We start from the raw sequence: 23173 nt of genomic DNA, 5'->3' as shown, positions 1-23173 counted from the left end.
GGTGTCAGGTGTCGGTATTGGCGGGCGGCCGGGCTTTCTTGCGGCGCGCCTCCAGGGTGGCGAGGGATTCGGTGTTGAGCGGTTCGGGAAAGCCGTGCTTGACCAGGTGTTCCAGGGCGCCGTTGATGCGGTCCCAGCCTTCCGGGGTGCGCAGGGGCACGCCCAGGAAGTGGCTTTCGGTCTTGGCGCGCAGCATCAGGTACAGCACGCCGGCCAGCATCACGCTGACGACGGCGGGCGCGTCCATGTCGCTGGTCAGGCCGTCGACGCGGTCGATGAAGCCGCGCGCGGCGCGCTCGCGGCGCTCGGCCAGCGGCGCGGACACGTCGTTGCGCTCGATCAGTTCCCAGCGGCGCACTTCACGCAGCGACTCGTTGCCGGCCAGTGCGTCGATCTGGGCGCGCAGCATGGACAGCACCAGGTCGCCGGGGCTGCGCTGGCTGGACTCGTCGGCGGCCAGCAGGCCCGGGTTGCGGGTCCAGAAGTCCTGTTCCTGCATCCAGGCCAGCATCAGGCCGGGCATGCCGTCGAAGTAGCGGTAGATGAGTTCCTTGCTGACCCCGGCGCGCTTGGCGATGGCATTGATGCCCACGCCCTGCATGCCGGTTTCCTTGATCTGGTCTTCCAGGGCCTGCAGGATCTGGCGCTCGGTGTTTTCACGTCGGGACATGGGCCGATTCCTTCATGAGGATGAGGGAGCGGGCGGGGTCCGGCAGACCGAACACCCGGCCGTCGGCCATGTCGACGACTAGCTCGCTGACGGTATGGCCGATATGCTTGCCATCTTGCCAGACTTCGCTGCCCAGGTAGACGGCGTTGGCGCGTCGGCGGGCGGCGGGAAACGACGGATCGGCCTGCTCGATGGCGGTGACGCGCAGGCGGGCGTCGACGTGCACCCGGTCGCGCGGACCGGGCTGGATCGTCACCGGTGCGCGCAGGCTCAGGGCCCGGCACGCGCCGGTCGCGCCCGTCAGCACCTGCCAGGCCAGGTCGGCCATCGCCTCGGCCAGCGGCGGGCAGGGAAAGATCGAGTTGTGCAGCACGGCCAGCCGGCAGGCGCCGTCGTCGCGGGCGGCCTGGCCATGGTCGGGGCGGCGAGCCACCCGGCTGGTGTTGCCCCAGGCCAGGCGGCCGTCGGCGGCCAGGGCGATCAGGCCAGCATCGACTTCAGGGTGGGCCTGCAATACCTCGGCCACGGCGGATTCGGGCGCTTGCCCGGCGGCCAGGCGCCGCAGCACCGCCTGGTTCAGCGGCACGCCGTCGGCGCCCGGGCGGTTGGGCAGCCGGTGGCCGGTCACCAGCCCGACGCCATCGGCGCCCGGCAGGAATTGCACCAGCGGTTCGGGGCGGTCGGGGCCGCTTTCGATCAGGGCCGCATGGCGGGCCCGCAGCCAGGCCGGCGGCAGGTCCAGCGCCGTCACGCCGCCGCGCTGGACTGTCGCGTGCTGCACCCGGCCGTCGTCGTCCAGCACGGCGACCACCGCGAAGCCGCCGATGGCGCCGTGGCCCAGCAGTTCGGCCCCCAGCGCGGCGGCGCGCACCGCGGCGCCGGCGTTGGGGCCGTAGGCGGCGACGCCGATGGTCATGCGGAATTCCGGGTCGTGGGCATGGCGTCAGTCCGTATTGCTCGTCACCGGGTCGACGATGTTCAGGTTGGTGATGAAGCGCTGGAACAGCATGGCCAGCGCCAGCGGCGGCAGGGCGGCCAGCATGCTGGCCGCGGCGAACAGGCCCAGGTCGGCCCGAAAGCCCGGCATCAGCGGCGACAGCCCCAGCAGGGCCGCCGACAGCGTCTGCGCGGCCGTGCCGCCTGTCAGCACGATGGCGAACAGCAGATCGTTCCAGCCCACCAGGAAGGCGATGATGAAGGCCGCGGCAATGCCGGGCAGCGCCATCGGCAGGGTCACGTGGCGCAGCATCTGCCAGCGGGTGCAGCCGTCCATCCGCGCGGCGCGTTCGATTTCCACCGGCAGCGACGCGAAGTAGCCCATCAGCACCCACGACAGCAGCGGAATGACGGCGGTCAGGTAGACGATCCACAGCCCGAACAGGCTGCCGGCCAGGCCGATGGCGGCAAAGAACACGTAGTACGGAATCAGCAGGGCAATCGGCGGCAGCGTGCGCGAGGCCAGCAGCACGTACAGCAGCGGCCCCTTGAAGGGAAACTCGAAACGCCCCAGCACGTAGCCCGCCAGCGTGGCGATGGCGGTGCCGGCCGCCGCCGCAGGCAGCGCCACCAGCGCGCTGTTGACGAAGCCGGCCATGATGGCGCGGGTCTGGCCGCCGAAGATCGAATCCGAGCTGGACAGCCCCAGCACCCGCAGGTAGTTGTCGAAGGTATAGCCGCCGGCGTTGTGTGCCACGCCCATGATGATGGCCGACTCGTCCATGAACGAGGCCTTCAGCGTCCAGTACAGCGGGAACAGGCACCAGAACGCCACCGCCGCCACGCCGGCCCCGACCAGCCAGGGGCGCCAGCCTTCGCCGGCCGCTCTTGCGGTTTCACTACGCATGGCTGGCTCCTTGCGGACGCTTCTTGCGGATCAACATGAAATACGCCGTCGCCAGCAGCAGCGACAGCACCGTCAGCAGGAAGGCGGCAGCCGACGCCAGGCCGTATTTCGAGAACTCGAAGTTGTAGCGGAAGATCAAGAGCGGCAGGATCTGCGTGGACGTGCCCGGCCCCCCGCGGGTCAGCGAGAACAGCAGGTCGAACTGCCGCACGGCTTCCACCGTCATCACCACCAGCACGATCAGCGTGGTGTGCTTCAGGTGCGGCAGCGTGATGTGGCGAAAGCGCGCCAGGGGGCCGGCGCCGTCCACCCGCGCGGCGCGGTACAGGTCGCGCGGAATGGTCTGCAAGGCAGCCAGGTAGAAGAAGCTGCCCAGCGGCGCGATGTGCCACACGAAGGCCAGCGCCACCCAGAACAGCGCCCAGTCGCTGCCCAGCCAGACCGTGCCCGGGCCGGCCAGCCCCAGCGGCGTCAACAGGCCCGTCAGCGCACCGAAGCTGGGATTGAGCAGGAAGGAAAACACCGTGGCCGTCACCACTTGCGACATGGCCCAGGGCAGCAATGCCAGTCCGCGCACCAGGCCGCGCAGCGGCATTTCTTCGTTGAGCACCAGTGCGATGCCCAGCGCCGCCACGAACGATCCCACCACGCACATCGCCACGAAGCCCAGGCTGCGCCAGATGGCGTCGGTCACGGCGGGGTCGGACAGCACTTCGCCGTAGAGATCGGCGCCGACGAATTCCTCTGTGCGCAGGATGGCATTGGTGTCGTGCAGGCTGAGCCAGAACGAATAGCCCAGCGGCACGCCGATGATCAGCGTGTTCAGCGCATACACGGCGATGATGACCGTCAGCGCAAAGCTCAGGTCCGACATCTCTTTGCCGCCGGGGGCGGTGCGCGGCGCGGACGTCTGCGGCAGGCTGGCGGCGCTCATGTGCGCGGCTCCTCGCCGCCATGCACGCGCAGGCCGGCGGCGTCGAACAGGTACAGGCGGGCTTCGGGCAGGGCCAGCGCGATGGGGGCGCCGACCTCGTAGCGGCGCTCCGGCGGCAGTCGGGCGCGCAGGCGCGGCCCGTCTTCGCCCGCGGTGGCCACGTCCACGAACTGGTCCGGGCCCACCGGTTCCACCGCCCAGACATGGCCCTGCAGCAGCACGCCGCTGCCGGCCAGCGGCGCGGGCGCCATGGCTTCGGGGCGGATGCCCAGGGCGGCCTGGCTGCCGGCGGGCAATGCGCGCGCGGCCGCGGCCAGCGCGGGCGGCAACGCGTAGACGCCGCCAGCGGTGCGCAGCGCCGGGGCGCCGTCCTGCGCGTCCAGCGTGCCGCGCAGGAAGTTCATGCCCGGGTTGCCGATGAAGTCCGCCACTTCCATGGTGGCCGGGCGGCGGTAGATGGTGTCCGGGTCGGCGAACTGCAGCAGGTTGCCGCCCGACATCACCGCGATGCGATCGGCCAGCGTCATGGCTTCGACCTGGTCGTGGGTGACGTAGATGAAGGTCGCGTTCAAGCTGCGGTGCAGGCGCTTGAGCTCGACCCGCATGTCGGTGCGCAGCTTGGCGTCCAGGCTGGACAGCGGCTCGTCGAACAGGAACAGGTCGGGGTCGCGCACCACGGCGCGGCCGATCGCCACGCGCTGGCGCTGGCCGCCCGACAACTGGTAGGGCTTGCGGTCCAGCATCGATTCGACCCGCAGCAGCGCGGCCGCGCGGTCGACCCGGCTGCGCACCTCGGCCGCGGGCATCTTCTGCATGCGCAGCGGAAAGCCGATGTTCTCGCGCACGGTCATGTGCGGATACAGCGCGATGCTCTGGAACACCATGGCCACGTTGCGCCGGTGCGGCGGCACCTGGTCCACCCGCCGGTCGTCGATGCGGATCTGGCCGCCCGTGGGCGTGTCCAGTCCCGCGATCATGTTCAGCGTGGTGGTCTTGCCACAGCCCGACGGCCCCAGCAGCACCACGAATTCACCATCGCGGATGTCCAGGTCCAGTGAATGCACGGCCGTGAAGCGCGTGTACGACTTCTGTATGCCTTGCAGGGATACGCTGGCCATGTCAGCTCCGCTTCAAGATCTTGGCGTACTTCTTGTACAGGCCGTCCCAGCGCGCCCGCAGCTCGGTGGCCACCTGCACAGGCGTGCGGGTGCCTTTGATCAGCATGTCCTGCGCGATCATCTCGTGCATGCCGGTATCCCATTCCTGGTACCAGGGCGCCTTCAGGATGTTGGCGGCCACGGCTTTCTCGCGGCCTTCGAACAGCCACTGGTAGACCTGCTCCCTGTAGGCCGGGTACATCCATTTCATGATGGCGGCGCGGCTGTCGGCATCGCGGTACAGCTCGGGAAACGGCACTTCCAGGTTGGCCTTGGCGATCCAGTTCTTGTGCGTGGTCAGCTGGCCGGCGCGGTCGCGGTAGCCGAAGTGCTTGACCAGTTCCCACAGCGCGGCCTGCTCGGCGTCGCTGCGCTTGCGGGTCGACATGCACAGCAAGGCATGGCCCACCAGCACCGTGTCGTGGGTGGCGCCCGGCACTACCGGGTTGTAGCTGGAATGCTCGGCGATCTGGCTCTTGGCCGGATCGTTGTAGTTGAAGCTGTAGTAGTCGATGTTCAGGTGGAAGGCGTGCTGGCCTTTCATCCACGAGCTGGACGTCTCGGTGCCCGACCAGGTCAGCACGGCGCGCTGCACCAGCTCGTCGTCCCACCAGCGCTTCCAGTCGGTCAGCACCTTCACCAGCGGCGTGTCGGGGCCGAAGGTGGCGCGCAGTTCGCCGTCGACAAAGCGCTCGCCTTCGGCAAAGCACTGGGCGATCAGCGCCCACGGCAGGCCGGTCCAGGCGTTGTACCAGGGCATCAGCATGGGGTGCTGGGCCAGGCCCTTTTTCTTGATCTCGCGTGCCTGCTTTTCGACGGTGGCCCAGTCCTGCGGGTAGTCGGCGGCGTTGGCGGTGCCGCCAAAGCCTGCCTCGCCCAACATCTTTTCATTGCGGAACAGGGCGTAGGGGCCGCCGTTGTAGTAGGTCAGGCCCAGGTAGCGGCCGTCGGTGGCGCGGGCATCGTCGACGATGCCGGGGAACATCTGCTTCTGGATGTCGGCCAGGCCGGGCATGTCGTCGATGGGGCGGATCCACCCGGCCGCATACCAGCGCGAGGCCTGGCCGCGCTGGGCGTAGAACATGTCCAGCGGCGCCTTGGCGGCCAGCTGGGTTTCCAGCACCGCGGCGTAGTCGCCGGGAATGGGCGACAGGTTCACCGGCACGCCGCTTTCCTGGGTGAAACGCGTCGCGCCTTGCTGCACGATTTCACTGCCCCAGGGCCAGAAGGCGAAGGTCAGGGGTGACGCCTGCTGCGCCAGCGCCCGCAGGGGCCAGCCGCCCGCCGCCAGCCCGGCCGCGCCGGCCAGGCCTGCGCTGCGTAGAAGGAAGTCGCGGCGATCCAGGCCGGTCGTGCCTGGGAGGGCATCGGCATGGGGATCGGGAAAGGGGTGCTGGGGCATGCTGGACTTCCTTGTTGTGGAGACGACGACAAAGAAACGGTGCAGCAAAAACGGTGCAGCAAAAACGGTGTGGCGAACGCGTGGCGCAGGGGCGGCGAGGAGCCGCGCCCGGTGGCAATGCCTGATGTGACTATGTGGTCACATGAGGGAGGAAGATATTGCTTTCGCGCACGGCCCAGCAAGGGGGGAGTTTCCCTAGGGAGGCCGCAAGCCGCTGTTGAAGGGGGGGGGCGCTTTCGGCGGATGGAAAGCGGGCACGCCGAGAGAACGGCGTAGTTGGCCGGCGCGCAGCGGCGCCGGCCAAGAGGGGCGTCAGATCAGCCCGCGGATCCCGGCGATGCCGTGCGCGCCGTGGCGCAAGGCCTGCGACACGGTCTGGGTGGATTGCCCGCCCAGCGCGAACACGGGAATGCCGGCGTCGCGGTTGCCTTCCACAAAGCCTTCCCAGCCCAGCGTGGGCGCGCCGGGGTGGCTGGGCGTATCCAGCACGGGGCCGAGCACCGCGAAGTCGGCGCCCAGCTCGCGCGCATGCACCACCTGCGCGTTGTCGTGGGCGGACACGCCGACCAGCGCGCCGGCCGGCAGCTCGGGGCGGGCCGTCAGGCGGGCGGCATCCGCGCTGCGCAGGTGCACGCCATCGGCCTCGCGCCACCAGGCGGCCGGGTGGGCGCTGTTGACCAGCACCCGCGCGCCCGCGGCGCGGCAGCGCTTGACGATCTGCTGCAGCGCCTCGTGCAGCGAGGCCGATGCCGCGCCGTCCGGCCATTGCGGCTCGCGCAGCTGCACCAGCTTGACGCCGCGCGCCAGCGCCGCATCCAGCCGACCCAGGAAGGCCGCCAGCCCGGCCCGCGAGCCGATGGAACTGATGCCGTAAGCCGTGGGCAGTTGCAGCCAGCGCAGGGGCGGCAGCGTGGCGGGCAAAAGGTCGCCCACCGACGCGGCGTTGGCCGGGTCGACCCATTCCAGGCGCTGGTTTTCCAGGCTGCGCGGTTCGCCTTCCCACGCCGTGACGTGGCAGAACGCCAGGCGCACCGTGGTGTGGGGGTAGACGTGCACGTAGGTCACCCACGGACGCGATTGCGTCACGCGGATGCCGATTTCTTCCTGCAATTCGCGCGCCAGGGCCTGCAGCACGGTTTCGCCGGGCTCCAGCTTGCCGCCGGGCAGTTCCCACCAGCCCGACCAGGGCTTGCCTTCGGGGCGCTGCCCCAGGAGCAGCATGCCGTCCGGGCGCAGGATCAGGCCGGCGGCGACATCGATGATCTTGTCAGACATGGCGGGCAGCCCAGTCGCGCGCGAATTGGTAGGCGACGCGGCCCGAACGCGAGCCGCGTTCGATGGTCCATTGCAGCGCCTCGGTGCGCGACGGCTCGATCTGTGCCTCGGGGCAGCCCAGCTCGCGCAGCCAGTGGTAGACGATGTCCAGGTAGTCGTCCTGCTTGAACGGGTAGAACGACAGCCACAGGCCGAATCGCTCGGACAGCGAGATCTTCTCTTCCACGGTTTCGCCGGGGTGGATCTCGCCGTCGGGCTGGTGCTTGGCCGCCAGGTTCTCGCTCATGTATTCCGGCATCAGGTGGCGCCGGTTGGACGTGGCGTAGATCAGCACGTTGTCGCCCGAGGCGGACACCGAGCCGTCCAGCACCGACTTCAGCGCCTTGTAGCCGGCTTCGCCTTCCTCGAACGACAGGTCGTCGCAGAACACGATGAAGCGTTCGGGGCGCGAGGCCACCAGTTCGACGATGTCGGCCAGGTCGCCCAGGTCGGACTTGTCGACCTCGATCAGGCGCAGGCCCCGGTCGCCGTAGGCGGCCAGCATGGCCTTGACCAGCGAGCTCTTGCCGGTGCCGCGCGCGCCGGTCATCAGCACGTTGTTGGCCGGCTTCTTGTCGATGAACTGCTGGGTGTTGCGGTCGATGATGCCTTTCTGGCGCTCGATGTGCTGCAGGTCCTGCAGGTCGATGGTGGCTACGTGGCGTACGGCGTCCAGCCAGCCGCGCGAGCCGCGCTTGCGCCAGCGGAACGCGTGCGCGCTCCAGTCGATTTCGGGCGGGGCCGGGGGCAGCCAGGCTTCAAGCTGCGCCAGCACGCGCTCGGCGCGCTGGATGAGGGTGGTGAATTCGTTTGCGGTCACGGTGTAGTCCTGGGAGAGCGAACGGGCGGGCCCTGGCGTCGGGCCCGCGGCGCATTCGCGGGCATCGTCGGATGAGGGGGGCGCGTTCCGCCGCAAGGCGTCCTGGAACACGCGCCGCTCAACGGTTGTCACCGGCCGGGGCCGCAGTGATGCCGCGGGCCGCCGGGGGGCAGTGACAGGCGATGGGTAAGGCACAGCCACTGGATTGCACTGCTGCCGCCCACCGCCGGGGTCAGCCGGACGGCGGGCGACGGTAAAACGGTCAGGAACGGTAGTCGGCGTTGATCGTCACGTACTCGTGCGAGAAGTCGCAGGTGTAGACGGTGTCGCTGACCTGGCCGCGGCCCAGCGCGATGCGGACCGTGATCTCGGCCTGCTTCATGACGCGTTGGCCATCGGCTTCCTGGTAGTCGGGGTTGCGGCCGCCATCGCGCGCCACCAGCACGTCGTCCAGCCACAGGCGGATGCGCGACACGTCCAGGTCGTCGATGCCGGCGTAGCCGACGGCGGCCAGGATGCGGCCCAGGTTGGGGTCCGACGCGAAGAAGGCGGTCTTGACCAGCGGCGAGTGCGCCACGGCGTAGGCCACCTTCAGGGCTTCTTCGGTGTTGCCGGCTTCTTCGACGCGCACCGTCATGAACTTGGTGGCGCCTTCGGCGTCGCGCACGATCTTCTGCGCCAGTTCCAGGGCGGCGGCCGACAGGGCCTCGCGCACGGCGACGTAGGCGGCGTCGGTTTCGGCGTTGATTTCCACGCCCGACTTGCCGGTGGCGGCAATGATGAACGAGTCGTTGGTGGAGGTGTCGCCGTCAACCGTGATGCGGTTGAACGAGGCGTCGGCGATTTCGACGGCCAGCTTGCGCAAGAGCGGCTGGGCGATGCCGGCGTCGGTGGCCAGGAAGCTGAGCATGGTCGCCATGTTGGGGCGGATCATGCCGGCGCCCTTGCTGATGCCGGTGAAGGTGACGGTCTTGCCGGCGATCTGGACGCGGCGCGACGAGATCTTGGGCAGGGTGTCGGTGGTCATGATGCCGTGCGCGGCGCTGGACCAGTGGTCGGCGGCCAGGTCGGCGATGGCGCCGGGCAGGCCGGCGAACAGGCGATCCAGGGGCAGCGGTTCGAGAATCACGCCGGTCGAGAACGGCAGCACCTGTTCGGCGGGCACACCCAGCAGGCGGCCGAGTTCGACGCAGGTGTCCTGGGCCTTCTTCAGGCCTTCGGCACCGGTGCCGGCGTTGGCATTGCCGGTGTTGATGACCAGGGCGCTGATCGGGCCGCCGGCGGCCAGGTGGGCCTGGCAGACCTGCACGGGCGCGGCGCAGAAGCGGTTGCGCGTGAACACGCCGGCAACGCTGGTGCCTTCGGCCAGGCGGAAAACCGTCAGGTCGCGTCGGTTGGCTTTGCGGATGCCGGCCTCGGTGACGCCGATTTCTACGCCGGCAACAGGGAAAATTTCGGACTCGGAGGGGATCAGCAGGTTAACGGCCATGACTTCGTCTCATGAATGAGAAGGACGGAATCGCCGCCTGGGCCAGGCGGCGCGCGGGGGGGAAAGCTTCGTATTATCCCACTGCTTTGCGACAGGCAGCGGCGGGCGGCGCAACGCCGGCGGTCAGGGGGCGGTCCGCATGGCGGCCACGTCCAGCACGCCGGCGTCGCGGTTGGACAGGATGCCGCGCACGGTGCCGTCCGGCGCCTGCAGCACCGACATGCCGGCGGCGATCTCCTTGCCGTCGGCCTGGCGCGCCGAGCGGCCGCGCGAGGGCGAAAACAGCAGGTCGCCCGCCTGCACGCCGGGCACGCGCGGGCCGGCGGTCAGCATGCGGGTGCCGGTGGGGTAGGTGATGCCGCCCAGTGCGCTTTCGCGCGCCAGCAGGCCTTCGAATGCCAGCAGGCGGCGCTGGGCGTCCAGCGTCATGTCCACCTTCAAGAGCGGCATGCCGGCTACGGTCAGGGGCTCGCTGCCTTCGGCGCTGAGCCGCCAGCGCGGCGCCGGGCTGGCCGGGTCGGGGGCGCTGGCGCGCGCGGCCTCGTCGACCTTGATCCAGGCGCCGGCCGGCACCGGCTGCTGGTTCAGGGTGTTGCCGATGGCCAGGTGGCAGCTGGCAAATCGGGGCTGGCCGCCCAGCATCACGAATTCCAGGCGGTGGCCGTGGGCGCAGAGCCAGCCGTCCTGGGCCTGGTCGCGGGCGATCTCGACCGACAGGGTTTCGGGCTGGCGGGCGGTGGCCGGGTAATGGAACAGGCGGGTCGCGCTGACGCCCTGCACCGAGGCCAGGTGGCCCTCTGGAAAGGTGGCGCGGTCGAACGAGCCGGGGTCGCCCGGGGTGGTGACGCGCAGTACCGTCCCGGCGGGCATGTCCACGCCGGCCAGCCGGGTGGGCTGGGGCAGCGTCATGTTCAGGCTGGCGTCCTGGCGGGCGTCGCGCTGGGCGGCCAGCCACAGGCTCAGTTGCTGGTAGGGGAAGATGGCGCCGATGCTGGCCAGCAGCGCCATCAGGATCGCGCCGCCGCGCCGGTGTTCGCCCAGCCACAGCCTGGCGCCGCGGCTGGTGGCCAGCACGGCCAGCCAGGTCAGCAGCGTGGACAGGCAGGCCAGCGAGACCACCATCATCACGTAGAAATTACCGCCAGGAAGAGATACCGGAATCATGGCGGCAATTATGCGCCAAACCGATGGCGTTTTCCGGCGCGGGCGGGGGGAAAACCGCCGGCCGCAAACGGTTGGCCGGACGGCGCCTGCCGCCCGAGGCCGTCGCCTAGTCCTTGGCCGCGGCCGAACGCGTGGCCACCACCTGCAGCTTCAGCTCGCCCAGCGCCTGAAAAAGCGCGTTGCGGCTGCCTTCGGGCAGCTCGCCGAACATGGATTTCACCCACGACTCGTGCGCCCGCGCCATCCTGGCGAAGCTCTTCTTGCCCTGCGGCGTCAGTTTGATGAGCGAGCTGCGGCGGTCGGATTCGACCTTGGTGCGCACCACCAGGCCTTCTTTTTCGAGCTGGTCGGTGATGCCGGTGATATTGCCGTTGGTCACCATCATGTGGCGCGACAGTTCGCCCATCTTCATGCCCTTGGGGGCGCGCTGCAGTTGCGCCATCAGGTCGAAACGGGGCAGGGTGGTGTCGAACTCGTTGCGCAGCCGGCTGCGGATCTCGCCTTCGATGAGATTGGCGCAGGTCAGCATGCGCAGCCACAGGCGCAGCGCATGGTGGTCGTCGGGCGCGGCGCGGGATTCCAGGTCGGGAGCGTCTGTCATGGTCGGGAAGGTTACCGGGAATACAGGGTGAAGGGCGGTTTTCGACGGGCGGATTTCTTGAGTATCCGCCGGATGTCGGGTAATGTCCGCGCGGGGCTGGTGAAAACCCTAGACTTGTTTTGGCGAATACTTTAAACCTAAACTATGAACCACGCCAGTTCTCCCCATGCCGCATCACGGGATCGGCTGCTGCGGGCGCCGGTCTGACGGCCGCCTAACCAGGCCGGCAGGCCGGGCATAGAAGTCCTTCGAATCGCAATTCCAAAAAAACACCCTCTGCGCGGCTCGCGCACGGAGCACACCACCATGCGTTTGATCACTTCCCTCGTTGCCGCCGCCGCGCTGGTTCCGGCACTGGCCTGCGCCGACCCGGTCAAGGTCGGCATCGCCAACGATATTTCCGGCCCGTTCTCGGCGTTGGGCGCCGAAGCCCGCGACGGCTTCAACCTGGCCATCAAGCAGCTGGGCAGCAAGCTGGGCGGCCAGCCCGCCGAATTCCTGCAGACCGACATGGGCGGCAACCCCGACCAGGCCCGCCAGCTGGTCACGCGCTACATCCAGCGCGACAAGGTCGATTTCTTCACCGGCCCGATCGGCTCGAACGTGGCGCTGGCCGTCGGCCCCGCGCTGTTCGCAGCCAAGGTGCCGTACCTGTCGAACAACCCGGGCCCCAGCCAGTTCGCCGGCGCCCAGTGCAATAACTACTGGTTCGGCTCGTCGTACCAGAACGACGCCTTCCACGAAGCCGCCGGCAAGGTCGCCGCCGACCGCGGCTTCAAGAAGATGTTCATCATGGCCCCGGACTACCCGGCGGGCAAGGATGCGCTGACCGGCTTCAAGCGCGGCTACAAGACCGCCCCGGGCGACGAGGTCTACACCAAGCTCGGCCAGATCGACTACGCCGCCGAGATTGCCCAGATCCGCGCCGCCAAGCCGGACGCCGTCTACATCTTCCTGCCGGGCGGCATGGGCATCAATTTCGTCAAGCAATTCGTCTCGGCCGGCCTGTCGCAAAGCGTCAAGCTGATCGGCCCGGGCTTCTCGGCCGACGAAGACGTGATCCAGGCCGTGGGCGAACCCATGCTGGGCATGTACAACACCGCGCAATGGGCGCATGACCTGGACGTGCCGCAGAACAAGGCCTTCGTCGAGGCCTTCCGCAAGGAATACAACGGCCGCTACCCGTCGGTGTACGCCGCCCAGGCCTATGACGTCATCATGGCCATGGACGCCGCCGTCAAGCAGGCCGGCGGCAAGGCCGCCGACCGCGAGGCCATCGTCAAGGCGCTGGAAAAGGCCGACTACCCCTCGGTGCGCGGCAGCTACACCTACGGCAAGAACCACTACCCGATCCAGGCCTACTACCTGCGCGTCGTCGACAAGGACGCCAGCGGCCGCATCACCAACAAGCTGGTGGGCAAGGTCTTCGACAAGTATCAAGACGTCTACGTCGGCGACTGCAAGCTCTAAAGCGCGCGGCCACACGATGAAGCTCGGCCCGCGGGGTCACACGGAGCCGGCTTTGCCGGTCCGTCGTGACGCCCCCTTGAGGGGGGAGCGCGCAGCGCTTCGGGGGTGGGGGGCGTACAGCACGGAGCCGGCTTTGCCGGTCCGTCGCGACGCCCCCTTGAGGGGGAAGCGCGCAGCGCTTCGGGGGTGGGAAGACCAGAGGGGATTTTTTCATGACGTTCACGCTCATCGTCGAGCAATTGCTGAACGGTCTGCAGTTTGGGTTGATGTTGTTTCTGATCGCGGCCGGGCTGACCCTGGTGTTCGGCATCATGGACATCATGAATCTGGCGCACGGCTCGCTCTATATGGCAGGCGCCTATGTCGCCGCCGAAACCATGCAGCGCACGGGGTCGTTCACGGCCGCGGTGCTGGTCGCGGCGGTGGCCACCGGCCTGGTCGGGGTGGCGCTGGAACTCACGCTGATCCGCCGCCTGGCGCTGCGCGATCACCTGGCCCAGGTGCTGGGCACCTACGCCGTCATCCTCATCGCCAATGACCTGGTCAAGATGATCTGGGGCCCGGCCCCCGTCATGCTCAACATGCCCGCCATGCTGTCCGGCCCGGTGCGGCTTTTGCCCGACCTGCTCTATCCCGCCTACCGCCTGATGATCATCGTCTTCGGCGTGGCCTCGGCCGTGGGCTTGTACTGGTTCGTCACGCGCACCCGCGCCGGCGTGCTGGTGCGGGCCGGCGCCTCGAACCGCCAGATGGCCACGCTGATGGGCGTGCGCGTGCCGCTGTTGTTCCTGGGCGTATTCGTGCTGGGCGCCATGCTGGCGGCCGTGGCCGGCGCGCTGCTCGGGCCGATCACCTCGGTGCAGGTCGGCATGGGCGAGGAAATCCTCATCCTGGTGCTGGTGTGCATCGTCATCGGCGGCATCGGCTCGATCCGCGGCGCCTTTGTCGGGGCGCTGCTGGTGGGCATGGTGGACACCGCCGGGCGGGCCTTCCTGCCGATGCTGCTGCGCCAGGTGTTCTCGCCTGCCGTGGCTTCCAGCGTCGGCCCCACGCTGGCCGCGATCGCCATCTATGTATTGATGGCGGCGGTCCTGGTGTTCCGGCCTTCCGGCCTGTTTCCGGCGCGAGGCTGAGCATGCGGATGTCTTCGACTCTCTGGACCCTGGCCCTGCTGGCCCTGCTGGCGGTGTTTCCGCTGGTGGCGCCGGCGCTGGGCCTGGACTTCTATATTTCTTTCGTGCGCCGCGTGCTGATCTACGCGCTGGCCGCGACCAGCCTGAACCTGATCCTGGGCTACGGCGGCATGGTGGCGCTGGGCCACGCGGCCTTTTTCGGCGCAGGCGCCTACGCGGTGGGCATCCTGGCGATGTCGGGCGTGACCTCGGCGCTGGTGTCCTGGCCGGTGGCGATGGCGCTGGCCGGCCTGCTGGCCTGCATCACCGGCGCGATCTCGCTGCGCACCCGCGGCGTGTACTTCATCATGATCACGCTGGCGTTTGCCCAGATGCTGTTCTACATCTTCATCTCGCTGCGCCAGTATGGCGGTGAAGACGGCCTGAACCTGCCCGGCTATTCCACGCTGCCCGGCATCGACCTGGCCAACGACGTGTCGTTCTATTACCTGGTGCTGGCGCTGTTCGCGGTGGCGATGTGGCTGTTCGGCCGGGTGGTGGCCTCGCGCTTCGGCACGGCGCTGCAAGGCATCCGCGAAAACGAATCGCGCATGGAATCGCTGGGTTATCCCGTCTACCGCATCAAGCTCACGGCGTTCACGTTGAGCGGCGCGGCGGCCGGGCTGGCGGGCGCGCTGCTGGCCAACCACAACCTGTTCATCTCGCCCAGCCTCATGCACTGGACCCAGTCGGCCAACCTGCTGATCATGGTGCTGGTGGGCGGCATCGGCCTGCGCTACGGCGGCGTGGCGGGTGCGGTGGTGATGCTGGTGCTGGAAGAAGTGCTGCGCCAATGGACCGAATACTGGCACCTGCCGCTGGGCGTGCTGCTGCTGTGCGTGGTGTTCGGCGCGCCGCGCGGCCTGGTGGGCCTGTTCGGTCCGCTGTTCGGCGGCGGCAAGGCGGCATCAACCGGCAAGGCGGGATCATGAGCCAACCCCAATCCCCATCTCAGTCCAGTACGCCTGCCTTGCAGGCCAGCAACCTGGTGCGCCGCTTTGGCGCGCTGGTGGCCACCGACAATGTCTCGATCTCGCTGAACCCGGGCGAGATCCATGCCCTGATCGGGCCCAACGGCGCCGGCAAGTCCACGCTGATCCACCTGCTGTCGGGCACGCTGGCGGCCGATTCCGGCACGCTGGCCGTGGGCGGGCGCGACGTCACGGCCATGAACGCGCACCAGCGCGTGGCGGCGGGCCTGTCGCGTTCGTACCAGATCACCAACATCTTCAAGCAGTCCAGCGTGCTGGACAACCTGGTGCTGGCCGTGCAGGCGCACGCCGGCAGCAGCTTCCGTTTCTGGCGGCCGCGCGCCGCCGAAGCGGCCCTGTACGAGCAGGCCCGCGAACTGGCGCACGAATGCGCCATCGACCCGGCCCTGCTGGGGCGCGCCGCCGGCACGCTGCCGCACGGCGAGCAGCGCAAGGTGGAATTCGCGCTGGCCCTGGCCGCCCGGCCCAGCGTGCTGCTGCTGGACGAACCCATGGCCGGCATGGGGCCCGACGAGACCCTGCGCCTGACCGAACTGATCGAAGCCCTGCGCGGCCGCGCCGCGATGCTGCTGGTCGAACATGACATGCAGGCCGTGTTCCGGCTGGCCGACCGCATTTCGGTGCTGGTCTATGGCCGGGTGATCGCCACCGGCACGCCCGACGAAATCCGCGCCAATCCGGACGTGCGCCAGGCCTACCTGGGCGACGACGAGACGGCGCCCGCGCGCCAGGAGACAGCGTGATGCTCAGCATTGAATCGGCCCAGAGCGGCTACGGCGCCAGCCAGGTGCTGTTCGGCGTGGACCTGCAGATCGGCGCCGGCCAGGTGGTGACCTTGCTGGGCCGCAACGGCATGGGCAAGACCACGCTGTTGCGCACGCTGTTCGGGCAACTGCCGCTGCGCGGCGGCAAGATCAGCTTCGCCGGCCAGGACATCAGCGGCTGGAGCCCCGACCGCATTGCGCGCACCGGCATGGCGATCGTGCCCGAAGGGCGCCAGTGCTTTCCCAACCTGACCGTGCGCGAACACCTGACGGCCTTCGTGGCCGCGCGCAACCCGTCCATTGGCGAACCCTGGACACCCGAACGCGTGTTCGAGCTGTTTCCACGCCTGGGCGAACGCGCCCGCAACATGGGCAACCAGCTGTCGGGCGGCGAACAGCAGATGCTGGCCATTGGCCGCGCGCTGGTCACCAACCCGCGGCTGTTGATCCTGGACGAGGCCACCGAGGGCCTGGCGCCCAAGATCCGCGAGGAAATCTGGCATTGCCTGGCGCGCCTGCGGCAGGCCGGCCAGACGATCCTGGTGATCGACAAATACGTCGAACGCCTGCTCAGCCTGGCTGACCGCCATGTCATCCTGGAACGCGGCAAGGTGGTCTGGAACGGTGACTCCGCCGCGCTGGACGCCGACCGCGGCCTGTGGGAACGCTACCTGGGCGTGTAGCGCGAAAGCCGCAGCCCCGATGCGGGTGGCGGCTTTTCTTTCGATATAAAACGCAATAAACGCACGGATCGGCGCAGCCTGCGCGAAACAGGCTGACCTTTGGCAAATTCGCGCGTTTACGCCTGTTTCAATTCATCCCGCTGTTCTCTACACTTAGCGCGCCGTGCGATCCCGCGTGGATGCGTCACGTCTCAAACAGGGCCCAGCGTCTCAACAGGCCCGGACTGTCAGGAAGACTTCGCATGGCGAAATGGGGTTTGCGCAAAAAATCATTGATGGCGCTGTTGCTGGCGTGCCTGGTCGCTCTGGCGCCGGCCGCGCTGATAGGCTGGCAGGTGCTGGACGGGGTCCGCGACCACTTCGGCCGCGCGTTCGCCGACAATTTCACTCAACTGAACCGCCAGCGCATCCTGGCGCCGGTGTCGCGCGAACTGGCGCTGTCGCAGCGCTTGGCCGACAGCGAAGTCACGCGCCGCTGGCTGCGCAATGAAAGCGATCCGGCCGCGCGCGAGCTGTTCTTCCGCGAAGCCGATGGGTACCGGCGCGACCTGCTGGGCCGCGCCTACTTCATCGCCAGCGCCGCCACCGGCCACTATTACTTCAACGATGACCAGCCCCTGTCCGAGGCGCCGCGCTACACGCTCAGCCGCGAGGCCGCCGACGACGGCTGGTTCTACAGCACGCTCAAGTCGCCCAACCGCTACAACATCAACGTCAATCCCGACCTGAAGCTCAAGACCACGCGGGTCTGGATCAACGTGCAGGTGCGCGACGGCGACAAGGTCATCGGCCTGACCGGCGCCGGCCTGGACGTGGGCGGCTTCCTGCGCGACTTCGTCAATAGCGGCCAGCCGGGCGTCACCCCCATCATCGTCGACGAAGATGGCGCGATCCAGGCGCACATGGACCCCACCCTGATCGCCTACAACTCGGGCGCGGGCGGGGCCGGCGGCAAGGACGGCCGCGGCATGGTGTTCAACCTGCTGGACGCCGGGCATGGCCGCGACGAACTGCGCGCGGCCCTGCACGCCGCCCAGGCCGACCCGCAATCGGTGCAATCCGCCTGGGTCACCCTCGACGGGGTGCGCCAGCTGGTGTCGGTGGCCTACATGCCCGAATTGCGCTGGCACGTGCTGACCGTGGTGGACCTGGGCGCTGCCCGGGTGCTGGATACCGACTGGCTGTGGCCCGCGGCCATCGGCCTGGTGCTGCTGTTCGCCGCGCTGCTGCTGTGCTTCGGCTATGCCATTGAACGCCTGATGCTGCGGCCGTTGCGCCGCCTGCAGCAGTCCGCCCGTGCCATCGCCAACGGCAGCTACGACGTGCGCCTGCCGCCGGGCGGGCAGGACGAGATCGGCGACCTGAGCCGCGCCTTCGGCGTAATGGCCGACAAGGTGCGCCAGCACACCGCCGAACTCGAGACCAAGGTGCGCGAACGTACCTCCGCACTGGAAGACGCCAACCGCGCCATGGCCGCCGCTCACAAGAAGATCGGCGATTCCATCGACTACGCCAGCCTGATCCAGCGCGCCATCCTGCCCGACCGCCAACTGACCCAGTCGCTGGGCGCGCACCACTTCGTGCTGTGGAAGCCGCGCGACGTGGTGGGCGGCGATTTCTATGTGTTCCGCTCCGATGGCAACAATTGCCTGCTCGGCATCATGGACTGCGCCGGCCACGGCGTGCCGGGCGCGCTGATGACCATGCTGGCCCGCGCGGCCATCGACCTGGCCATCACCGAGGCCGGGCCGGCCGACCCGGCGGGCATCCTGGCGCGTACCGACAGCGCGATCCGGGCCATGCTTGCGGATGCGCAACTGCCCCGTGCCCTGGCCACCAATACGGACGCGGGCCTGGTATATATTGACCGCGAATCCGGCAGCTTGCGGTATGCCGGCGCCAAGATCAGCCTGTATGCCAGCGACGGCCAGACCCTGCGCGAAGTGCCCGGAGGCAAGCGCGCGCTGGGCGACAAGCGCACGGGGGTTTACCAGAACATCGAGCTGCGCATGGAACCCGGCTGGACGTACTACCTGGCCACCGACGGCTTCCTGGACCAGGCGGGCGGCGAGCACGGCTTCGGTTTCGGCAACACGCGTTTCGCCGAAATGCTCAAGAGACACGCGCAGCAGCCGTTAACCGAACAGGCGGCCGCTTTTTCCGAGGCCTTGGCCCAGTATCAAGGCGGACGGCCGCAGCGCGATGACATTACCTTGCTGTCTTTCCGTTTCGAATAATCGTTATCAGGGCGGTAACTCCCATGAATGCCTCCGATCTCTACGCATTGGGCGAGCGGTTCGACCAGAACCGCACCCTGCTGTGCTTCAACGGGCCGATCTCCCGTAGCCTGATCGAGGAAATCGGCAATGCGCTGAAGAACTACCTGAATGCCGAACACGCCCGGCCGGCGGAAGCCATGGACGTGTTCTCGGTCTACATCGAGATGATCCAGAACATCCGCCAGTACGCCGCGCAGAACGGCGATGCCGATGCCGCCGCCACCGTGGTGATCGGCCGCCGCGACGAAAGCCGTTATGTGGTGTCGGCCGGCAACCTGGTCAAGGCCGAAGACGGCCGCCATCTGGTGGACCGCATCCAGCGACTGGCCGCGCTGGACAAGGCGGCCCTGAAAGCCGAATACAAGGCCCAGCTGCACAAGCCGCGCACCCCCGGCGTTGCCTCGGGCGCCGGCCTGGGGCTGATCGACATCGCGCGCCGGGCGGGCGCACCGCTGGAAGCCAGCCTGACGCCCGCGGCGGGCGAGGGCAAGGCGTTCTTCAGCCTGAGCGTCGTGATCTGACCGCCGCCTCTCCGCGCGCCCTAGACCCTTTTCGGAGTGATTGATGAAAGACCTGAATATTCCCGGGACCCAGTCCACGCCCGCCATTACCGCCGACTTCGCCGCCGGCGTGCTGGCGATGCGCGGCGATTCCTACCCCGAGAATTCCTTCGAGCTGTTCGGCCCGGTGATCGAGTGGGTCGAGACCTACCTGCAGGGCGGCGATGCGCCGCTGAACCTGGAACTTGAACTGCTGTACCTGAACACCAGCAGCATCAAGTCGGTGATGGACATCTTCGACCTGCTGGAAGCCGCCCACGGCAAGGGCCGCAGCGTCAGCGTCACCTGGTTCTACGACATGCGCAACGAGCGCGTGGGCGAACTGGCCGAGGAATTCAAGGAAGACTGCACCTTCCCGTTCTCGGTCGTCGGCCGCCAATGAAGCCCGGCAACGCCGAGCTGGACGAACGCATCGGCCGCCTGCTGGCGGATCCGGCCTACGCCGGGCATCCCCTGCGTGACGCATTGCAGGACCTGTGGCGGCACACCGCCGAGCAGATGGCGCGGATCGAACGCGTCACCCACCTGTCCGACGCCTACCAGTCCATGGCGCACCAGCGGGAAATGGGTCTGTGCGAACAGTTCGACCGGCAGTTGCGACGCCTTGCCCGTATCGCCCGTATCTCCGACCACTACCAGAGCATGATGCGCGACCTGAACGCGGCGCTGGAAGAAACCTCCAGCCGCGATCCCCTGACGGGTCTCTTGAACCGGCGCGCGCTGATGGAAATGATCAAGCAGGAAGTCCAGCGCGCCGCCCGTGGCGGCCAGGCCTTCGTCGTCGCCATGCTGGACGTGGACCACTTCAAGTCGGTCAACGACCGCTACGGTCACGAAATCGGCGACCGCGCCCTGGTCGAACTGGCCGGCGCCATGCGCAACAGCGTGCGTGAATACGACCTGTGCGGTCGCTGGGGCGGCGAGGAATTCCTGGTGCTGCTGCCCGCGACCCCGCCGGAAACGGCGCAGGGCGTGATGGACCGCCTGGTGGGCGCGGTGCGGGGATTGGCGATCAATGTCGGCGCAGACGTGCTACGCCTGACCGTCAGCATCGGCATGGCGTATCACCAGCTCGGAGAAACTTTTTCAGAAACGCTCAGCCGGGCGGACCAGGCGCTGTACCTGGCCAAGCAGGACGGACGCGATCGCGTCGCGCTTGGATTCCCCCGGCCCTGAAATGAACCCGGAATCGCAGTCTTCCGGTATGGAGCCCCTTATGCTTGATTCTCATCCAGGTGGTTCAAGCGCGGCCCCGCAAGGCGCCGCGTGGCAGGTGGACAACTACCTGGCGTCGATGGACCGGGCACTGCTGCTGTTCGATTTCGACGCGGCCGGTTCGCTCCTGAACGCAAACGAAAACTTCCTGGCCGCCATGGGCTACGCCCAAGGCGACATCGACGGCCTGCGCCATGACCTGCTGTGCGACAGCATGGACGAAGGCAAAGGCATTGCCAGCGCCGAAAACATCTGGGCCCGGCTGCGCCGCGGCGACTTCTTTTCCGGCACCTGCCGTTACCGCAGGCAGGACGGCGGATCCCTCTGGATCGAAGCCACCTACCTGCCGATGCGCGACGACACGGGCGAGGTGCGCCGCATCTCGGTCATCTCGCGCAAGTCCATCGCCGACGCCGAGCGCCAGGAAGAAATCCGCCTGCTGCTGCTGGGCATCAACGAAACCGGCAACGCCGTGGCCGTCTCGGGCCGCGACGGCCGCATCGTCTACGTCAACGACGGTTTCCAGCGCATGCTGGGCTTTGCCCGCGGCGACGCGCTGAACCAGGAGCTGGGCGAACTGCTGGCCGGCGGGCGCCCCGACGGCGGCACCCGCGAAGAGCTCGACCGCCGCATCGCCTGCCGCGAGGGCTACCACAAGGACGTGCTGGTCTACGACCGCGGCGGCAAGCCGCTGTGGGTGTCGGTGATGGCCAATTCCGTGTTCGACGAACGCGGCTCGCTGGTCAACATCGTCGACGTGCTGACCGACATCACGCCCACCAAGGTGCACGAGGTGCTGCAGCGAAGGGTGCTGCAGGCGATGGTGAACGAGGCCTCGGTGGTGGAAGTGATGAACATGGTGTGCCGCGAGGTCGAGCGCCTGGCGCCCGAAGTCGCGGCCACGGTGCTGCGCGTGGACGAGGCCGGCAAGCTGCGGCCCCTGGCCTCGCCGAGCCTGCCGTCGGCCTACGCCGACGCCCTGGACGGCGAAGCCATCGGCCCGCAGTCCGGTGCTTGCGGCACCGCCGCCTTCCTGGGCCGCCCGGTGATCGTGCCGGACATCGCCACCGATCCGCTGTGGGACAACTACCGCCACCTGCCGCTGCCGGAAGACATCAAGGCGTGCTGGTCCTCGCCCATCAAGTCCAGCGACGGCCGCGTGATCGGCACGTTCGGCTTCTATTTCCGTGAACGCCGCCTGCCCGACGATTTCCACCACCGCCTGGTGGACGTCTGCGTCTACCTGTGCGCGCTGGCGCTGGAACGCGAAGAAGCGCGCGCCCGCATCCGCCAGCTGGCGTTCTACGACGAGCTGACGGGCCTGCCCAACCGCAATCTGCTGCTGGCCCAGGCCGAGCAGGCCATCGCGCGGGCCGAACCCGATCGCAAGCGCGTGGCGGTGCTGTTCCTGGATCTGGACCGCTTCAAACAGGTCAACGACACGCTCGGCCATCCCATCGGCGACGCACTGCTGCGCGACGTCGCCCAGCGCCTGCGCCGCCTGGCCCGCGCCACCGACATCGTCGGCCGCCTGTCGGGCGACGAGTTCGTGATGCTGATGCCCGATTTCGAGCACGGCCGCCTGACCGCCGCCGCGGAACACATCCTGGTCGCCCTGGCGCAACCGTTCGTGGTGGGCGGCGTCACGCTGAACCCGTCGGTGAGCATCGGCATCAGCGTGTTCCCGGAAAACGGTCGCGACATGGATACGCTGCTGCGCCACGCGGACATGGCGATGTACCAGGCCAAGACAGCGGGCCGCAACCGCATTTCGTTCTTCAGCGCCGAAATGAACCGCCAGGCCCAGGAACGCCTGGCCCTGGAAGCCGCCCTGCGCGACGCCCTGGAAGGCCGCGCGCTGCGGCTGCACTACCAGCCCCAGGTCGGCCTGAAGAACGGCAGCCTGTACGGGGTCGAGGCGCTGGCCCGCTGGCGCCACCCCACGCTGGGCGACATTTCCCCCGCCCGCTTCGTGCCCCTGGCCGAAGAATGCGGCCTGATCGGCGACCTGGGCGACTGGGCCGTACGCGAAGCCTGCTCGCAACTATCGACATGGCGCCACAACGGCCTGCGCGTCCCGTCGGTATCGGTGAACCTGTCAGCGACCAACTTCCACAACCTGAACCTGCCCCGCATGATCGCGGCGACCCTGGCCGAGTTCGGCCTGGCCGCGCAGGACCTGATGCTGGAAATCACGGAAGGCGTGGTCCTGGACGCCACCGCCGGCACGCTACGCACCATCGCCGAACTCCACCGCCTGGGCGTACGCTTGTCGATGGACGATTTCGGGACCGGCTATTCAAGCCTGGGACATTTGAGGCGCTTGATCGTCGATGAGCTGAAGCTGGATCGCAGTTTCGTTCAGGGGCTGGAGAGCGACGATGCGGCTCGGGCGCTGACAAGCGCTGTGATTCGGATCGGGGAGAGTCTGAGCTTGCCGGTGGTGGCCGAAGGGATCGAGAACGAGGAGCAGCGGCGGTTCTTGATCGAGCAGGGGTGTGCAGCAGGACAAGGGTTCTTGTTTTCGCCGCCGTTGCCGGCGGGAGATTTGGAGGAGTGGTTGCGGGCGCGGGGGTGATCGGTTTTTGGTGTGCAGATGTTGGTTCTTAAGCCGCGCTGGGCGGGGTGGGTGTGGGGTGGGCGG

Annotated in this window: 21 protein-coding genes; 10 read left to right on the top strand and 11 right to left on the bottom strand. The window is 68.2% G+C overall.

The genetic code is table 11. The features are described 5' to 3' along the window. Nucleotides 1-4: 4 nt before the first annotated feature. The 11 genes from AC6LJ2_RS20755 to AC6LJ2_RS20705 all read right to left on the bottom strand — a co-directional run bounded on the left by AC6LJ2_RS20755 (nt 5) and on the right by AC6LJ2_RS20705 (nt 11394). Entirely contained in the window at nt 5-670 is a 666-nt protein-coding gene (locus AC6LJ2_RS20755; protein ID WP_263915482.1) for a TetR/AcrR family transcriptional regulator, read from the bottom strand. After that, nucleotides 657-1586 carry a DUF6963 family protein gene (locus AC6LJ2_RS20750; protein WP_498152079.1) on the bottom strand — a complete coding sequence of 310 codons (930 nt, stop codon included), beginning with the start codon at nt 1584-1586 and terminating at the stop codon, nt 657-659. Before AC6LJ2_RS20750 ends, AC6LJ2_RS20755 begins: the two co-directional genes overlap by 14 nt. 27 nt (nt 1587-1613) lie before the next feature. Next, nucleotides 1614-2513, bottom strand: coding sequence for a carbohydrate ABC transporter permease (locus AC6LJ2_RS20745; RefSeq protein WP_263915480.1), 900 nt, complete (start codon nt 2511-2513; stop codon nt 1614-1616). Then, a complete protein-coding gene (locus tag AC6LJ2_RS20740) occupies nt 2506-3447 on the bottom strand; it encodes a carbohydrate ABC transporter permease (RefSeq protein ID WP_498152078.1) in 942 nt (313 codons plus the stop codon). The genes AC6LJ2_RS20745 and AC6LJ2_RS20740 overlap by 8 nt, the downstream gene beginning before the upstream one ends. Then, complete coding sequence (locus AC6LJ2_RS20735; protein ID WP_263915477.1) at nt 3444-4565, bottom strand: ABC transporter ATP-binding protein; 1122 nt, start codon at nt 4563-4565, stop codon at nt 3444-3446. Before AC6LJ2_RS20735 ends, AC6LJ2_RS20740 begins: the two co-directional genes overlap by 4 nt. A 1-nt stretch (nt 4566) precedes the next feature. Next, a complete protein-coding gene (locus AC6LJ2_RS20730; RefSeq protein ID WP_498152077.1) occupies nt 4567-6006 on the bottom strand; it encodes an ABC transporter substrate-binding protein in 1440 nt (479 codons plus the stop codon). A gap of 312 nt (nt 6007-6318) precedes the next feature. Next, complete coding sequence (locus AC6LJ2_RS20725) at nt 6319-7281, bottom strand: Nudix family hydrolase (protein ID WP_498152076.1); 963 nt, start codon at nt 7279-7281, stop codon at nt 6319-6321. Continuing rightward, complete coding sequence (locus tag AC6LJ2_RS20720; RefSeq protein ID WP_445658105.1) at nt 7274-8140, bottom strand: ATP-binding protein; 867 nt, start codon at nt 8138-8140, stop codon at nt 7274-7276. The genes AC6LJ2_RS20725 and AC6LJ2_RS20720 overlap by 8 nt, the downstream gene beginning before the upstream one ends. A 262-nt stretch (nt 8141-8402) precedes the next feature. Next, nucleotides 8403-9629: a bifunctional glutamate N-acetyltransferase/amino-acid acetyltransferase ArgJ gene (gene argJ, locus AC6LJ2_RS20715; RefSeq protein WP_263915472.1), complete on the bottom strand. Its 1227-nt coding sequence runs from the start codon at nt 9627-9629 to the stop codon at nt 8403-8405. A 123-nt stretch (nt 9630-9752) separates the two neighbouring features. Then, nucleotides 9753-10793, bottom strand: coding sequence for a hypothetical protein (locus AC6LJ2_RS20710; RefSeq protein ID WP_263915471.1), 1041 nt, complete (start codon nt 10791-10793; stop codon nt 9753-9755). Nucleotides 10794-10899: 106 nt separating this feature from the next. After that, on the bottom strand, nt 10900-11394 hold the full coding sequence (locus AC6LJ2_RS20705) for a MarR family winged helix-turn-helix transcriptional regulator (RefSeq protein WP_263915470.1): 495 nt from the start codon (nt 11392-11394) through the stop codon (nt 10900-10902). Nucleotides 11395-11700: 306 nt separating this feature from the next. On the opposite strand from AC6LJ2_RS20705, the gene AC6LJ2_RS20700 reads away from it, so the two are divergent. The 10 genes from AC6LJ2_RS20700 to AC6LJ2_RS20655 all read left to right on the top strand — a co-directional run bounded on the left by AC6LJ2_RS20700 (nt 11701) and on the right by AC6LJ2_RS20655 (nt 23107). Further along, nucleotides 11701-12864 (top strand): ABC transporter substrate-binding protein, encoded by a 1164-nt coding sequence (locus AC6LJ2_RS20700; protein ID WP_445658106.1) that lies wholly within the window; start codon nt 11701-11703, stop codon nt 12862-12864. Between the two features lie 212 nt (nt 12865-13076). After that, on the top strand, nt 13077-13997 hold the full coding sequence (locus tag AC6LJ2_RS20695; protein ID WP_263915467.1) for a branched-chain amino acid ABC transporter permease: 921 nt from the start codon (nt 13077-13079) through the stop codon (nt 13995-13997). A gap of 8 nt (nt 13998-14005) precedes the next feature. After that, nucleotides 14006-14968, top strand: coding sequence for a branched-chain amino acid ABC transporter permease (locus AC6LJ2_RS20690; RefSeq protein ID WP_263915466.1), 963 nt, complete (start codon nt 14006-14008; stop codon nt 14966-14968). Next, the gene (locus tag AC6LJ2_RS20685; RefSeq protein WP_263915464.1) at nt 14965-15771 is read left to right on the top strand and encodes an ATP-binding cassette domain-containing protein; all 807 of its coding nucleotides are present in this window, start codon (nt 14965-14967) and stop codon (nt 15769-15771) included. Before AC6LJ2_RS20690 ends, AC6LJ2_RS20685 begins: the two co-directional genes overlap by 4 nt. Further along, complete coding sequence (locus AC6LJ2_RS20680; protein ID WP_025137247.1) at nt 15771-16475, top strand: ABC transporter ATP-binding protein; 705 nt, start codon at nt 15771-15773, stop codon at nt 16473-16475. Before AC6LJ2_RS20685 ends, AC6LJ2_RS20680 begins: the two co-directional genes overlap by 1 nt. 242 nt (nt 16476-16717) lie before the next feature. Beyond that, a complete protein-coding gene (gene siaA / locus AC6LJ2_RS20675) occupies nt 16718-18712 on the top strand; it encodes a biofilm regulation protein phosphatase SiaA (protein WP_263915462.1) in 1995 nt (664 codons plus the stop codon). 23 nt (nt 18713-18735) lie between these two features. Further along, nucleotides 18736-19275, top strand: a complete 540-nt coding sequence (gene siaB / locus AC6LJ2_RS20670; protein ID WP_199168715.1) for a biofilm regulation protein kinase SiaB — start codon at nt 18736-18738, stop codon at nt 19273-19275. Between the two features lie 43 nt (nt 19276-19318). Continuing rightward, nucleotides 19319-19696: a biofilm regulation phosphoprotein SiaC gene (gene siaC / locus AC6LJ2_RS20665; protein WP_263915460.1), complete on the top strand. Its 378-nt coding sequence runs from the start codon at nt 19319-19321 to the stop codon at nt 19694-19696. After that, a complete protein-coding gene (gene siaD / locus AC6LJ2_RS20660) occupies nt 19693-20490 on the top strand; it encodes a biofilm regulation diguanylate cyclase SiaD (RefSeq protein WP_263915459.1) in 798 nt (265 codons plus the stop codon). The genes siaC and siaD overlap by 4 nt, the downstream gene beginning before the upstream one ends. 40 nt (nt 20491-20530) lie before the next feature. Beyond that, on the top strand, nt 20531-23107 hold the full coding sequence (locus tag AC6LJ2_RS20655) for a sensor domain-containing protein (protein ID WP_263915458.1): 2577 nt from the start codon (nt 20531-20533) through the stop codon (nt 23105-23107). Nucleotides 23108-23173: the final 66 nt, after the last annotated feature.

The organism is Achromobacter sp. 1014246743, from assembly GCF_059760725.1.
Note: the sequence above shows the minus strand (reverse complement) of the source record. Positions and strands in the feature narration are given on the sequence as shown.